At 60.9% G+C, this 14,158-nt stretch carries 9 protein-coding genes; 3 read left to right on the top strand and 6 right to left on the bottom strand.

Annotated elements, in window-relative coordinates; genetic code table 11:
- Positions 1-2: 2 nt before the first annotated feature.
- A complete protein-coding gene (locus tag I7X13_RS10755; protein WP_233454759.1) occupies positions 3-2,441 on the bottom strand; it encodes a TonB-dependent receptor in 2,439 nt (812 codons plus the stop codon).
- Positions 2,442-2,725: 284 nt separating this feature from the next.
- Between I7X13_RS10755 and I7X13_RS10750 the strand changes: the two genes are divergently transcribed.
- Positions 2,726-3,049 carry a hypothetical protein gene (locus tag I7X13_RS10750; RefSeq protein ID WP_198069249.1) on the top strand — a complete coding sequence of 108 codons (324 nt, stop codon included), beginning with the start codon at positions 2,726-2,728 and terminating at the stop codon, positions 3,047-3,049.
- A gap of 36 nt (positions 3,050-3,085) precedes the next feature.
- Here I7X13_RS10750 and I7X13_RS10745 read toward each other — a convergent pair whose 3' ends face one another.
- On the bottom strand, positions 3,086-3,589 hold the full coding sequence (locus I7X13_RS10745) for an EamA family transporter (protein ID WP_198069248.1): 504 nt from the start codon (positions 3,587-3,589) through the stop codon (positions 3,086-3,088).
- A 166-nt stretch (positions 3,590-3,755) separates the two neighbouring features.
- Complete coding sequence (recQ, locus tag I7X13_RS10740; RefSeq protein WP_198075492.1) at positions 3,756-5,960, bottom strand: DNA helicase RecQ; 2,205 nt, start codon at positions 5,958-5,960, stop codon at positions 3,756-3,758.
- 392 nt (positions 5,961-6,352) lie between these two features.
- On the opposite strand from recQ, the gene I7X13_RS10735 reads away from it, so the two are divergent.
- Positions 6,353-7,327, top strand: a complete 975-nt coding sequence (locus I7X13_RS10735) for a KpsF/GutQ family sugar-phosphate isomerase (RefSeq protein WP_317191569.1) — start codon at positions 6,353-6,355, stop codon at positions 7,325-7,327.
- A gap of 92 nt (positions 7,328-7,419) precedes the next feature.
- Positions 7,420-8,502: a mannose-1-phosphate guanylyltransferase gene (locus I7X13_RS10730; protein WP_198069245.1), complete on the top strand. Its 1,083-nt coding sequence runs from the start codon at positions 7,420-7,422 to the stop codon at positions 8,500-8,502.
- Between the two features lie 169 nt (positions 8,503-8,671).
- Here I7X13_RS10730 and rlmB read toward each other — a convergent pair whose 3' ends face one another.
- The 3 genes from rlmB to I7X13_RS10715 all read right to left on the bottom strand — a co-directional run bounded on the left by rlmB (position 8,672) and on the right by I7X13_RS10715 (position 14,154).
- Positions 8,672-9,742: a 23S rRNA (guanosine(2251)-2'-O)-methyltransferase RlmB gene (gene rlmB, locus I7X13_RS10725; RefSeq protein WP_233454758.1), complete on the bottom strand. Its 1,071-nt coding sequence runs from the start codon at positions 9,740-9,742 to the stop codon at positions 8,672-8,674.
- Positions 9,679-10,950, bottom strand: a complete 1,272-nt coding sequence (locus I7X13_RS10720) for a GWxTD domain-containing protein (protein WP_198075490.1) — start codon at positions 10,948-10,950, stop codon at positions 9,679-9,681. Before I7X13_RS10720 ends, rlmB begins: the two co-directional genes overlap by 64 nt.
- Positions 10,951-11,142: 192 nt before the next feature.
- Positions 11,143-14,154 carry a glycosyltransferase family 117 protein gene (locus tag I7X13_RS10715; RefSeq protein WP_198075489.1) on the bottom strand — a complete coding sequence of 1,004 codons (3,012 nt, stop codon included), beginning with the start codon at positions 14,152-14,154 and terminating at the stop codon, positions 11,143-11,145.
- Between the last annotated feature and the right edge of the window lie 4 nt (positions 14,155-14,158).

Genomic DNA, 14,158 nt, shown 5'->3' with positions numbered 1-14,158 from the left:
ACTTAAAACTTGTAGGCCACGCTGCCGATAATGCTGCGCAGCTTCTGCGCGTTCATCGTGGTATAGCCAATCCAGTACTGCTTATCGGTCAGGTTATCCACCTTAGCCGAGAGGCGAAACTTGGGCTGGTCGTAAAAAAGACTAGCGTTGAGCACCGTGTAATTAGGCAGTGTGAAGACCCCCTGCGACACGCTGTTCACGATTTTGTTGTCGCTGGCGTAGTTGCCACCAAAGCCCGCGCCCAGCCCTTTGAGCGCGCCGGCGGGCTGGCGGTAGCTCACCCAGGCATTGGCCAAGTAGGGTGCCGAGGCGGTAGCGGGACGGTAGCCGTTCACATTATCATCGGTTTTCACGAAGGTGGAGTAGTTGTAAGCGAAACCACCCACCACGTTCAGGCCCGGCAGCGGGTTGGCTGTCAGGTTCAGCTCGGCCCCGCGGCTCCACTGGGTGCCATCCTGCACACCGATGGCCACAAACGCGGAGGTGTAGCCAATGGTGCGCAGAATGTTCTGCACCCGAATATCGTAGTAGCTCGCCGTGAGGCTCACGCGGCCGCCGGCCGCGTCGAGCTTCACGCCGCCTTCCAGCTGGTTGGCTCGCTCGGGCTTGGTCACGTGCGTATTGCCATCCTGGTCCAGAAAGCTGGTGTTCAGGTTGGTAAAGCTGTTCTGGTAGTTGGCGAAGATGGCTACTCGGTCCTTTACGGGCTGATAAACTAGGCCAAACTTCGGTGAGAGGGCCGTTTGATTGTAGGCCGCCACCGGGGTGTAATAAATGCCGCCCTTGTTGGCGTAGCGGTCGAGGCGCAGGGCTGCTAGCAGACTCAGCTGGTCGGTCAGATTCAGCACATCCGAGGCAAAAGCGCTGTAAGTGTTTGCTTTGGTTGTAACCAGGTAGTGCGCAAGCGCGGAGTTTGCCGCATACGCCGCATCCACGGCCTGGCCGTTAAACGCGCGGTAGGCATTGTTGCCCAGCCCCAGCCGCACTTGGTCAATGCTGCCCCCGAAGTAATCGAGGTTGGAATTAATGCTCAGGAAATCAAGTCCCAACACCACGCGGTTGCGCAGGCGGCCCAGCTGGAAGTCGCCGTTGAAAAGCTGCTGCACCTCATACGTGTCGCTGTGGCTGTTCGTCGATTGGTCGGCCCGGTACAGGCTATGGACGCCGGGCGTGCGTGCCAGGCCGGCAGCCGGAGCCGTTTTGCCCAGTGCCGCCAATGAGTCCAGCGCATACACCGTGTTCGATATCAGGTAGAAGTAAGGCCCTTTGCCCTGCGAGTAGCTGCGGCTCGACGAGAGGTAGGTGGTCGATGTAAAGCTGGGCGAAATGCGGTAGCGTACCTGCCCAAACAGGTTGGTGCTGCGCGAATCCTGCGTCAGGCCCGGGCCCTGGTACGACTGGCGGTAGTCGAGTGGGGCCTGGTCGGCCCGCGAAAAGCCCAGGTTTTTGACTTGCTCGCGGTGGTCAAAATAGATAATCTGCTTGCCGATGTTGCTGCCCCGATAAATCTCCGCGTCCAGGTTGATGGTCAGCCGGTCGGTGGGGGTAAACTGCAGGCTGGGGGCCAGGGCTAGGTTCTTGGTGTAGCCCGCGTAGCCCGCATTCTGCCAACTGTCTTCGTAGTTATAAGCCGCATTGAGGCGGAGCGCCAGCGTTTTGGTCGCATTGAGCGGCGTGTTCACGTCGGCGCTCACGCGGTGGAAGCCGTAGCTGCCGCCCGATACGGCCACCTCGCCGCCAAACGTCTCAAACGGCTTCTTGGTCACGCGGTTCAGCAGGCCGCCGTAGGAAGTCAACGCGCTGCCATACAGCGTGGCCGACGGCCCTTTGATGGATTCGAGCTTCTCCAGGTTGACGGCATCTACGGTGCTGGTTACGCTGCCGGCCACGCCGTTGCGCAGCTGGCTCGATACCACGAAGCCCCGGCTGGCGTAAAACGAGCCGCCGTCGCCGCCGCGCCCCGTGGGCTCCCACATGCGCTGCAGGCCGGGCACGTTGCGCGTCGCATCATCCACCGAAAATACTAGCTGCTCAGTCAGCAATTCCTTGCCCACGGTGGCGTACACCTGCGGATTTTCCAGGTTGCTGAGTGGCATTTTGGCCACGTCCACGCTATTGGAGCGGTTAAACTTGTTGGTGCGCGTGCCTTGCACCACCACTTCCTGGAGCTGGGCCGTGCTCTCGGCCAGGCGGAAATCGGCCATGGCGCGCTGGCCCGCCACTACAGTCACCTGCTGCTGCGCGGGCTTCAGGCCCACAAAGGAAACCACAATGGTATAGGTGCCCGCCGGCACCGCGCCGATGCGGTAGCGGCCCTCGCTGTCGGTAATACCGCCCAATGGCTGGCCCTGAATACCCACGCTCACGGACTCGGCCGCGTTGCCATCGGTGGTCATAACGCGGCCGGCAATGGTGCCCGTCTGCTGTGCCCAGGCAGGCAAAGTGCAGAATGCTAGTAGGAAAAACAGGTAACGGAAGCGCAAAGGTAGTAGCATAGCTTATTTAGACAGATTCTATTTAAGGGCAAAAGTAGTGGATGAATTCACCGAAATAAAAATTATTTAGAATAATTCTAAATAAGATTGCGCCTCGAATTTCTGACAATACCTTTGCCGTCACCCGTCACTGCCTCGGCCAGTGCTTGCCGCGTAGGTGGGCCTTCCACTGCCCCGCTGGCGTGCGCCCCGCTGCTGCGTCCGTCACTCCCGCTTTTCCTTTCCTTGCTATGTGCCGTTCACTGCATCACAACGACTTAGGCTGCATTTCGCGCTGTCCTCAGGGCTGCTGCCTGCACATCTACTTCGGCAACGTGGCCCTGTGCCTGAAGCGCGCCGAACTACCCGAATGGCGGGCCACAATTCACAGCCTGTACGAGCAACATGCCCACCAACTGCCCGACCCCCAGGTGCGTTGCCTGGTGCTACCCGGCGCGACGGCCCATCAAAAATTCGTCTTTACCCTCGAAGAACTGTTCTTACTCTACGATTTGCTGATGTGCGCCTCGTTGCTACTGGAGGCAGAAGCCCTGCTGTTACCCTCAGCAACTTAGCCAATGCCTGCCTGGTAGCCTATTATTCGGCCCGGATTAAGCCGCTGGCTTCGATTCGTAAATGGTTGTTCCGCTGTCAGAACCGCCATTTTGGTTGCTGACTGTCTCTTTTTTTGCCGCAGGCTTTGTTGTGGCGATGAGGATGGCCCCGGCCGCCATGAGCGCCGCGCCTAGCATCACCTGCCAGGTCAGCTTTTCCCGGAGGAAGACGGCCGCCAGCGTCACCGAAAACACCAGCGAAATATTGGTGAGCGGCGACACCCGCGAGGCATCGCCCAGCGAAAGCGCCCGAAATACCAGCAGCGACGAGGTGGCCGTGAGCACGCCCGCCACCACCAGCACCAGCCAGGTTTTGCGCTCAATCTTGGCGATGTCCGGCAGCAAATCCTGAAACAGCACCGTGCCCCACGACACCCCTAAAATCAGCACCGCTTCGATGGCAAACACCAAACTGGGCGGCACGTCCTTAATCGCGGCTTTCGATAGCGTGACCACCGAGGCCGAAGCCAGCGCGGCCAGCAAAGCGAAGACAATCCACATATTAAGAAGCTAAAAGCACCTGCCAAGCTGTGCGCTAAGGGCTTCTGCCAATACGCGGCCAGCGAAGCAGGGTTTGTAATTAGAATGCCTGAAAGCGCACCGGAAACCAAAAAAGCCGCTCCATCTGGAGCGGCTTTTTTAGTTTGACAATTAACTCAAAGCTGTTCTAATTGGCTACCTCGCTCAGGAATTTCACGCGCACCAGGCGCAGCTCTTCTTCAGTAAAGTCATCGCCCAGTTCCTTCATCGCCACGGCAATATTGTCGGTGCTGGCCGCCATGAAATAGTCGTAAATCTCGTCCTGCACTTCCTCTTCTACCATTTCCTCCAGGTAATAGTCGATGTTGAGACGGGTGCCGGAGTAGCAGATGTGCTCAATTTCCTCCATCAGCTCGGCCATCGTGATGCCTTTGGACGAGGCGATGTCCTCCAGCATCATCTTCTTGTCAATCTGCTGAATGACGTAGATTTTGATTTTGGAGCGGTTCACGGCCGACTTCACCACCACGTCCTCGGCGGTTTCGATGTCGTTGTCTTCCACGTACTTTTTGATGGCCGCCACGAACGGCGCTCCAAACTTCTGGGCCTTGCCCTGGCCCACACCCGACACGTGCGTGAGGTCGTGCAGCGAAGTGGGGTAAGTGGTAGCCATCTCCTTCAGGCTCGGGTCCTGGAACAGGACGTAGGGCGGCAGATTCTTCTGCTTGGCCACCTGCTTGCGCAGCTCCTTGAGCTGGACAAACAGGGCTTCATCGTGGCCGGCAGCGTGCTGCACTTCCTCCTTTTCCTCGTCGGCCTTCTGCTCCTCGTCGAAATTGTGGTCTTTAGTGAGCGTGATGGAATGCGGGTTCTCGATAAAGTCGATGCCCTTATCGGTGATGCGCACCAGCCCAAGGCTGTCGATGTCCTTCTCCAAAAGGCCGTTCAGCAGGCACTGACGCAGCACCGAGTGCCAGAACTGTGCGTCGCCCAGCTCCTTGCCCTGGCCGTACACCGGCAGCGCGTTGTGCGCGTAGCTCTCGATGTGCGGATTGTTCAGACCCAGCAACACCTGGCCAATGTGGTTGAGGTTAAAGCGTGCCTCTGTTTGCACCACGGCCCGCAGGGCCAGGCCCACGGCCGCTTCGCCCTCAAACCGTTCCTTGGGGTGCTTGCAGTTGTCGCAGAAGCCGCAGTCCTTGTCCAGCTGCTCGCCGAAGTAGTGCAGCAACTGCCGGCGGCGGCACACCGACGACTCGGCGTAGTTGGTCATCTCGGCCAGCAACTGGTGGGCGTTGTCGCGCTCGGTCACCGGCTTGTCCTTGCTGAACTTTTCCAGCTTGAGAATGTCGTCGTAGCTGTAGAACATCAGGCAGTTGCCTTCCAGTCCGTCGCGGCCGCCGCGGCCGGTTTCCTGGTAGTAGCCCTCAATGGATTTTGGGGCGTCGTAGTGCACCACGAAGCGCACATCGGGCTTGTCGATGCCCATGCCGAAGGCGATGGTGGCCACAATCACGTCGCACTCTTCGTTTAGGAAGGCATCCTGGTTTTCGATGCGGGTGTGTTGGTCGAGGCCGGCGTGGTAGGGGCGGGCGCGCACGTCGTTTACGCGCAGCAGCTCGGCAATTTCCTCCACCTTCTTGCGGCTCAGGCAATAAATGATGCCGGCCTTGCCCTTGTGCTGCTTCACGTACTGAATCAGCTGTTTTTTGGTGTTGTGCTTGGCACGCACCTCGTAGTAGAGGTTGGTGCGGTTGAAGCTGGTTTTGAACACCGAAGCATCATCCATGTGCAGGTTTTTCTGGATGTCCAGCTGCACTTTGGGCGTGGCCGTGGCCGTGAGGGCAATGATGGGCACGTTGCCGCCTAGGTTGTCGATGATGCCGCGAATCTTGCGGTACTCGGGCCGGAAGTCGTGGCCCCACTCCGAAATGCAGTGGGCCTCGTCAATCGCCACAAAGCTGATGGTCGACTTCAGTAGAAACTCGATGGTGTCGTCTTTGGTCAGGCTTTCGGGGGCCACGTAGAGCAGGCGCACCTCGCCACTCATCACGTCTTTTTGCACCCGTTTCATCTCGGTTTTGGTCAGGGTCGAATTGTACACCTGCGCATTAACGCCGAAGGCCCCGAGCTGGTCGACCTGGTTTTTCATCAGGGCGATAAGGGGCGAAATCACGATGGCCGTGCCCGGCACTACTAAGGCCGGCAACTGGTAGCACAGGCTTTTGCCCGCGCCGGTGGGCATAATCACAAACGTGTTGTGCCCAGCAAGTACATTTTGAATAACAGCCTCTTGTGTGCCCCGAAACTGGCCGTAGCCGAATACTTCTTTAAGTGTATGTTTCAAATCGGCCGTGAGGACCGGGGCTTCTTGGAGGGCAACTGATGACATAGGACGAAAGCACTAATGAAATGCATACCGACTTGCGGTTCATAACGAAGATAATCAATAGCCACAGTTTTTAGCATGAAAAATGGTGTTTTTCATGAATTGTGGAAAACAATTTATTCATATTGCTGCCTCTTCCGCAACGCGAAGAAGCTGCCTGGAAACTTCGTGGTTTCGAGCCTGTCTATCTACTCAAAGCAGCTGTTTCTAAAGTAGCGAGTGCCTCAATTTGATGTAATTGAGCAGGTGAGTCGAGGTAAATTATCCATTAGCCTTGGTAAGCTGGTTTTAGCCCATGGGGGCCGGCTAAGCTTCTTTCCCCCAATTTTGCAATAACATTTTGTGTCTAGCCCATGCCCGTGACCCTTCATTCTGAGAACGCCACACCCGGCACCATTCCGGCTGCGGCCAACGTGCTGGCCATTGCCCGCCAGGTACTGCACGAAGAGGCCGATGCCGTGCGCGCCGTGGCCGATGCCCTGGCTGCCACACCCGATTTCGGGGCCTGCGTGCAAGCCATCCTGCAGCTGAAAGGCCGGGTAGTCGTCACCGGCATTGGCAAAAGCGCCCACATCGCGGGCAAAATCGTGGCCACGCTCAACAGCACCGGCACGCCGGCCCTGTTCATGCACGCTGCCGATGCCATCCACGGCGACCTGGGCATGATTCAGCCCGAGGACTTCGTCATTGCCATCAGCAAGAGCGGCGACACGCCCGAAATTAAGGTATTGGTGCCGCTGCTGCGCCGCAAAGGGGTGCCCTTGGCCGCCCTGGTGAGCAACGCCGACTCTTACTTGGCCCAGCAGGCCACCTACGTGCTGCACGCCCCCGTAACCAAAGAAGCCTGCCCCAACAACCTCGCGCCCACCACCAGCACCACGGCCGCCCTCGCTCTGGGCGATGCCCTGGCCGTGTGCCTGCTCGAAAGCCGCCAGTTCACCGCCGCCGACTTTGCCCGCCTGCACCCCGGTGGCACCCTCGGCAAGCGCCTCTACCTGAAAGTGGGCGACCTCAGCCGCCAGAACCAGCGCCCACAAGTGCCAGAAGACGCGCCGCTAAAGGATGTACTGCTCGAAATTTCCGGCAAGCGCCTCGGTGCCACCGCCGTGCTCGACGCGGCCGGTCATCTTGCCGGCATCATCACCGATGGCGACCTGCGCCGCATGTTGGGCAGCTTCTCGGACCTGGAAAAGCTCAAGGCCCGCGACATTCTCACGCCCCGACCCGCTACCATTGACGTGGAAGACTTTGCCGCCGAAGCCTTGGCGCGGATGCAGAGCCGCAACATCACGCAGCTGGTGGTAACCGAGGATGGCCGGTTTGCCGGTTTCATCCACCTGCATGATTTACTGCGCGAAGGGCTGGTTTGATTATATTTTTTATTTAATATATAATATTTATTGAGTAAATAGCAGCCTTCCAAGCCGCACGCTGTACTGCGTTCTCCTTTACATTTGCCCACATGAATTCCACTTACATCGTCGTCATGGCTGGCGGTATTGGCAGCCGGTTCTGGCCGTTCAGCCGCACCAACCACCCCAAGCAGTTTCACGACGTGCTGGGCACGGGCCGCTCCATGCTCCAGCTCACCGTGGACCGTTTCAAGGGCATTTGCCCGCCCGAGAACGTGTTTGTGGTGACCAACCGCGACTACGTGGACCTGGTGCAGGAGCACCTGCCCCAGCTGCCGGCCGACCAGATTTTGGGCGAGCCCATTGGCCGCAACACCGCGCCGTGCATTGCTTACGCCAGCTACCGCATCGCGCAGCGCGACCCGCACGCCACCATCATCGTGACGCCCGCCGACCACGCCGTGCTGCGCGAAGACGAGTTCCGCCGCCTCATCGGCATTGCCGTGGCTGCCGCCCGGGCCAGCGACGTGCTCATCACCCTCGGCATCCAGCCCTCGCGCCCCGATACTGGCTACGGCTACATCCAGTACATGGACGACCAGAGCCTGCCCGGCGGCCAGCTGCACAAGGTGAAAACCTTCACCGAAAAGCCCAATCTGGAGCTGGCCCGCATGTTTGTGGACAGCGGCGACTTCCTCTGGAATTCCGGCCTGTTTGTATGGCGCGCCGAGGTCATCATCAATGCCTTCCACCACTACTTGAGCGACATCGCCGAAGTATTCGATGAAGGTGCCGACCAGTTGGGTACGCCCGAGGAAGAGGAATTCATCAGCCGGGCCTACTCGCGCTGCCGCAACATCAGCATCGACTACGGCGTGATGGAAAAGGCGGACAACGTGTACGTGCTGCCGGCCGACTTCGGCTGGAGCGACGTGGGTACTTGGGATTCGCTGCACCGCATCGGCCACCACGACGAAAACAACAACATGATAAGCGGCGACGTGCTGCTTTACGACACGACCGGTTGCGTCATCAAAACCCCCGCCGACCGCCTCGTGGTAGTACAGGGCCTGGAAGATTACATCGTGGCCGAGTACGACAACGTGCTGCTCATCTGCAAGCGCAGCGAGGAGCAGCGCGTGAAGGATTTCGTGGCCGATGTGAAGGCGAAGAAGGGCGGGGGGTATAATTAGCGGCCCGTCGAAAACCAGACATTCCTTATTACCAGAAAGCCCCGGCACTGTGCAGTGCCGGGGCTTTTTATTCTGTTTGTCATCCTGAGCAGAGCGAAGGACCTAATCACGCTTAAACAAATAAGTGCTGACGTGATAAGGTCCTTCGCTCTGCTCAGGATGACAGTTTCTACTCTGCCTGCGCCACCCGCTGCCGGGCCACCTCAAACAGCATGATGCCGGCGGCCACGCCTACATTGAGCGACTGAATCTGGCCGGTCATGGGCACTTTCAGCTTCACGTCGGCTAGGTTCAGGAGGTCGGGCGAGATGCCGTCTTCTTCCGAGCCCATGAGCACGGCTACGGGGCCGCTGAAATCGATGTTGGCCGTGCCCACGGCTTCCTCGGCTTTCTCGGTACAGGCTACCACGGTGATGCCCGACTGCTGCAGGAAGCGGATGGTTTCGTGCAGGCTCACCTCGCGGCACACCGGCAGGATGTTGAGCGCGCCGGCGCTGGTTTTCAGCGCGTCGCCGTTGATTTGAGCAGCGCCGCGGCTGGGTACCACAATGGCCTGCACTCCCAGGCACTCGGCCGTGCGGGCAATGGCTCCGAAGTTGCGCACGTCGGTGATGCGGTCGAGCAGCAGCAGGAAGGGTACTTTGCCTTCCTCAAACAGCCCGGATACAATGTTATCCAGCGGCGCGTAATCAATCGGCGACACGAAGGCTACCGCGCCCTGGTGGTTTTTGCGGGTCAGGTTGTCGAGCTTCTCCACGGGCACCATCTGCACCTGGATGCCGGCTTCGCGGGCGGCGGTGGAGATGTCCGTGACAAGGCTGTTTTTGGTGCCGCGCAGCAGGAAGATTTTTTCCAGCGTGCGGCCGGCGCTCAGCGCTTCCAGAATGGGGCGCAGGCCAAACAGCATGTCGATGCTGGAGGCCTGGGCGGGGCGGTTTTCGTAGCGTGGGCGGTCGGAGCCGCCGCGCTCGCCGCCTTCGCGGTTGCGGAAGGGCGGGCGCGACTCGCCCCGGTCCGAGCGGCCGGTGCGGCTGTCGGGCGCGTCGTCGCGGTTGTCTGAGCCGCCGCGGCCACGGGGGCGGGCGGGGCGGTCATCGAACTCAGAACCGCCACGGTCGGGGCGAAACTGTTTCGGGGTGACGGGGCGGTTGGCGCCATCGTAGAAGCGGCGGCCGGCTACCGGGCGGGCAGGTCGCTGGGGACGTTCGGGCCGGTCAGGGCGGTCAGTGGGGTTCTCCATTTTTCAACGGCGGCATACCAGAGCAGTTCGTACTCGGGCCGGCGCACCAATTCGTAGTAATCAGGGGCAAAGGTACTCGGCCGGGGCCGGAAGGTGTAGGTGATGGGCCCGCCGCCCAGCCCGCCCTCGGAATAAAACCACCGTTCCTCGCCGTTGAACAGCCGCCGCACGCTCGGCGGCGGCCCCAGCACCACGTATAGCAAGCCCCTATCGGTGAGCCAGCCGGCCTTGTGGGCCGCGAAAAGGCGGTTGGCCGCCGTGACGCGGCCGTAGAATTGCCGAATCAACTCCTTGCCCTGCCGCTGGTTGCCTTTGGCGATGTCGAGCCAGAATTTATCCACCGCACGCTTGGGGTCGGGCGCATCAATCAGGCGCTGGCGCTCCTGGCTGGTGGTGAGGTAGCGCAGCGGCTCAATGAGTTCCGAGGCGGTGGTGAGGGCAGGGTAGTGGTTGGCCCCCACCAGCACGGCCAGCGTGCGGGTGGGCAGGCCGCCCGCGCCGCCCACCTTCAGCGCATACAGGCCGGCCTCGCGGAAGCGCAGTGGCTCGCCGGGCGCGGCCGTAGCCGAGTCGAGCACGGGCAGCAGGCGCGGGCCGGCGGGCATGGCGGAGGGGCTGGTCATGGGCGGCAGGGCGGGGGTAGGCGTCACGGCGTAGCGCTTCCAGCGCACGGGCTGCATCAGGCCATAGCTGTCCACACCGAAGGTTTCGCCGGCCCGCACGTAGCGGCGCATCAAGGGCAGCCCGGCCGAGTCGGTGAGCACGAAGGGCCGCGTTAGCACGGCTTCGGTCAGGCGCAGCCAGGCGGTGGTGCTGGGTTCCTGGTAGTCGTCTTTGGCATCGGCGGGGACGGTGCTGAGCTGCAGAATGGCCCCGGCCGGCACGCGGGCCGCGGCAATGCAGAAGCTGAGGCGCACGCTACCATCGGCCTCGGGGCGGGGGTGCTGCCGGCGGCGCCCAATGCTGTCCTGCCATAGCGGCAGCTTGGCCTCGTAGCTGGGCCAGGCGGTGAGGCGCAGCGGGTGGCCCGGCCCCAGGCGGGCTGGGGCGGGCAGGCGCAGGTAGAGGCGCAGGCTGTCGTCCTCGCGGCGGGTGTCCACGTCCAGGTGCGGGGCGTCGCGGTAGAGGCCGGCGTAGTCGGGGCGCGGGGCCAAGGGCGCGAAAGCTGTGAGCACAAATACAACCAACAGAAGCAAGCGAACCAGCATAGTCTAAAGCTACGGGAAAACGGACAGGAGGGCTAACGAAGAACAGGGCCGAAGTGAGACATTTTGTGCCTAATGCGCCGGCGGACCGCCTTCGCTTTTGCCACATCGTTTCTAAGTCTAATGCATCGTAAATGAGTAAAGGCCGGCCCGCGCACTGCGGACCGGCCTTTACTCATTTACTCACTTACCCATTTACCTGGGGTAGTACTGGTTCATCAGGCCCAGGGCCTTTTCGCTGCGGGGCTTGTCGCCGGCCTGCTCGGCGGCGCGGTACACGCTTTGCAGGCCCAGCAGGTAGCCGCGCTGGTCGTCCTCAAACAGGCTGCCGTCGGGCTTGGTGGCGTAGTAGGCCAGCATCTGCTCCGAGCGCTGGGTCATGGTGTCGAGTATCTGGTTGGCTTTGGCTTTCTCGCCGCCCGCTACCAGGGCGGGCACCAGCTGGGGCGAGTAGTAGTCGTAAGGAATCGTGTTGTCGGGCATCAGCTCCATGGCCTTGTCGGCCACTTCCTTGGCCTTGGCCACGTTGTTTTCGGCGAGGTAGGCGTTGGCCAGGCGGGCAAATTTGTCGCGGTAGTTGGCCGGGAAGCGCAGGTTGTTCTCGTCGTAGAAAATGTGCGGGTTTTGCAGGCCACGGTAGCTGAAATCCTTCAGCAGGCGCTGGTAGGTGAGGTCTTTCTCCACAAAGCCGTCGTCGCCGGAGCGGGGGTCGTAGTTCGGGTCCTTCAGGGGCAGCAGGCGGTAGGCCATGCCCTCCAGCTGGAAGTAGGGCTGCAGGTTCATGTAGTCGCTGGGCGCCACGGTGCTGCTAAAGTAGATGGGCCGCTGCCAGTTGTTGGTGGCAATCATGTCCAGAATCACCAGGTTTTTCTTTTCGATGGCGCGCTTGCCCATGCTCCATTCCATCTTGCTCACGAGCTGCTTCTCGCGGTCTTTGGGAATGATGCCGAGCTTTTTCACGGCCATCGTATCGATGGGCAGGAAGAAGTTGGGCGTGGGGAAGCTCATCATGCTGGGGCCGTTTTCCTGGTACTGCACCTGCAGCAGGGGGTTATTGTTCTTCACCAGCTCAATGAATTCCTTGAGGTTCACGCTGGGCACGGCCGGGTTGGCGGCGAAGGGCAGCATGTCGTTGGTGCCCTGGGCGTAGGCGGCGGCGGGCATCGAGATGGGGAATCCCTGCGAAAGGTAGGAGCGGCGCTTCATCTGGGCGATGTACCAGTCGGTGTTCAGGTACGAGAGCACGGCCACGCGCACGTCGGTGCGGAAGCCCTCCACCTCCTGGGCGTACCAGAGCGGGAAGGTGTCGTTGTCGCCGTTGGTGAACAGGATGGCGTTCGGGGCGCAGGAGTTGAGCAGGTTCTTGGCCGAGTCCACCGAGTTGTAGCGGTCGGAGCGGTTGTGGTCGTCCCAGCCCTGGGCCGCCATGATGCCCGGAATCAGCAGGCCGGCCGCCAGCGCCAGGCCGGCGCGCAGGCCGTCGGCCTTCACCACTTTGCCGAACAATTCGGCCAGCCCCAGCACGCCCAACCCTATCCAGATGGCAAAGGCGAAGGTGGCCCCGGTGAAGGTATAGTCGCGCTCGCGCGGCTCGCGCGGCGGCTGATTGAGGTAGATGACGATGGCCAGGCCGGTCATCAGGAACAGCAGGCCGGTCACCCAGGCGTCCTTGCTGTCGCGCCGGCTCTGGAGCCACAGGCCGATGAGGCCCAGAATGAGCGGCAGGGCCAGGAAGTTGTTATGGGCCGGGCTCTCGCCGATGCGGGGCGGGAGGCTCTTAGCGCTGGGGCTAAACGGCGTGACCACGCCCGCCTGCTGCACGTCGGACTCGCGGCCCACGAAGTTCCACATGAAGTAGCGCCAGAACATGTGGCCCATCTGGTAGCGGAACAGGAAGCCCAGGTTCTGACCCATGGTGGGCTTCACGCCGTCCTGAATATCCACCCACTTCTTGTAGTTGGCAATCTGGTCGGGCTCGTAGCTGTAGATGCGGGGCAGCAGCATCTTGTCCTCGTCGCGGTACACTGGTTCCTGCTGGCGCGGCAGAATCTCCTTGTACGTACCGGTCTTGAGGTCGCGGGCGTAGCGGGGGGCACCCTCGGCGTAGTCCACCGGCTGGGCGTTGAACTGCGGGCCGTAGAGCAGCGGGCGCGAGCCGTACTGCTCGCGCTTGAGGTAGCTCACAAAGCTCAGCACATCCTCGGGGTCATTCTCGTTGATGGTGGGCTGGAAGGAGCTACGGATGGGCACAATCAGGTAAGAAGAATACCCAATCAGAATGAACACGAAGCACAGCATGGCTGTGTTCAGCAGCTGGCTGCGGCGCTGGTAGGAGAGGCGGAAGCCAAACCAAATCAGCCCGATGAACACAATCAGGAAGATGAACAGGCCCGAGTTGAAGGGCAGGCCCACGGTGTTGATGAAGAACACCTCGAAGCCCCCGGCCAGCGTGGGCAGCCCGGGGATGATGCCCACCAGAATGGAACCCACGATAATCATGCTCACCACCATCACGATGATGCCGCCTTTCAGCGACGGGTTGGCAGTGCGGCGGTAGTAGTAGATGAAGCCCAGGGCCGGCAGTGTGAGCAGGTTCAGCAAGTGCACCCCGATGCTGAGGCCGATAACGTAGGCAATCAGAATGAGCCACCGGTCCGAATCGGCCTCGTTGGAATGGGCTTCCCACTTCAGCATAATCCAGACCACGGCCGCCGTGCACAGCGCCGACATGGCGTACACCTCGCCCTCCACGGCGTTGAACCAGAACGAGTCGGAGAAGGCAAAGGCCAGCGCCCCCACCACGCCCGCGCTCAGAATGAGCAGGCTTTGCGCACCGCTGGGCTCAATGGCTTCGGCTGCCAGGCCGCTGTTGCCAACGGCGTCGCGCAGCACCAGCTTGCGGGCCATGCGCGTGATAATCCAGAATAGAAACAGGACGGTGAAGGCGCTGCTCAGGCCCGAGAGGGCGTTGATGAGCACGGCTACCTTGGTCACGTCGCCAAACGAAAACAGCGAGAACAAGCGGCCCAGCAGCAGGAACGTGGGCGCCCCCGGAGGGTGCGGCACCAGCAGCTTGTAGGAGCAGGCAATGAACTCGCCGCAGTCCCAGAACGAAGCGGTAGGCTCCAGGGTGAGCAGGTAGGTGACGGCGGCAATGGCAAACACGAGCCAGCCGACGAGGTTGTTCAGGCTTTTAAATGAGCGCATAGAA

It is taken from the genome of Hymenobacter negativus, from assembly GCF_016056375.1.
In the GTDB taxonomy this organism is placed as follows: domain Bacteria; phylum Bacteroidota; class Bacteroidia; order Cytophagales; family Hymenobacteraceae; genus Hymenobacter; species Hymenobacter negativus_A.
This window is presented reverse-complemented; position numbering and strand designations above follow the sequence as displayed.

Coding starts and splice junctions, on each gene's coding strand:
- I7X13_RS10730 (WP_198069245.1), top strand. CDS start 7,420: ATGAATTCCACTTACATCGTCGTCATGGCTGGCGGTATTGGCAGCCGG.
- I7X13_RS10745 (WP_198069248.1), bottom strand. CDS start 3,589: ATGTGGATTGTCTTCGCTTTGCTGGCCGCGCTGGCTTCGGCCTCGGTG.
- I7X13_RS10715 (WP_198075489.1), bottom strand. CDS start 14,154: ATGCGCTCATTTAAAAGCCTGAACAACCTCGTCGGCTGGCTCGTGTTT.
- I7X13_RS10720 (WP_198075490.1), bottom strand. CDS start 10,950: ATGCTGGTTCGCTTGCTTCTGTTGGTTGTATTTGTGCTCACAGCTTTC.
- I7X13_RS10750 (WP_198069249.1), top strand. CDS start 2,726: ATGTGCCGTTCACTGCATCACAACGACTTAGGCTGCATTTCGCGCTGT.
- rlmB (WP_233454758.1), bottom strand. CDS start 9,742: ATGGAGAACCCCACTGACCGCCCTGACCGGCCCGAACGTCCCCAGCGA.
- recQ (WP_198075492.1), bottom strand. CDS start 5,960: ATGTCATCAGTTGCCCTCCAAGAAGCCCCGGTCCTCACGGCCGATTTG.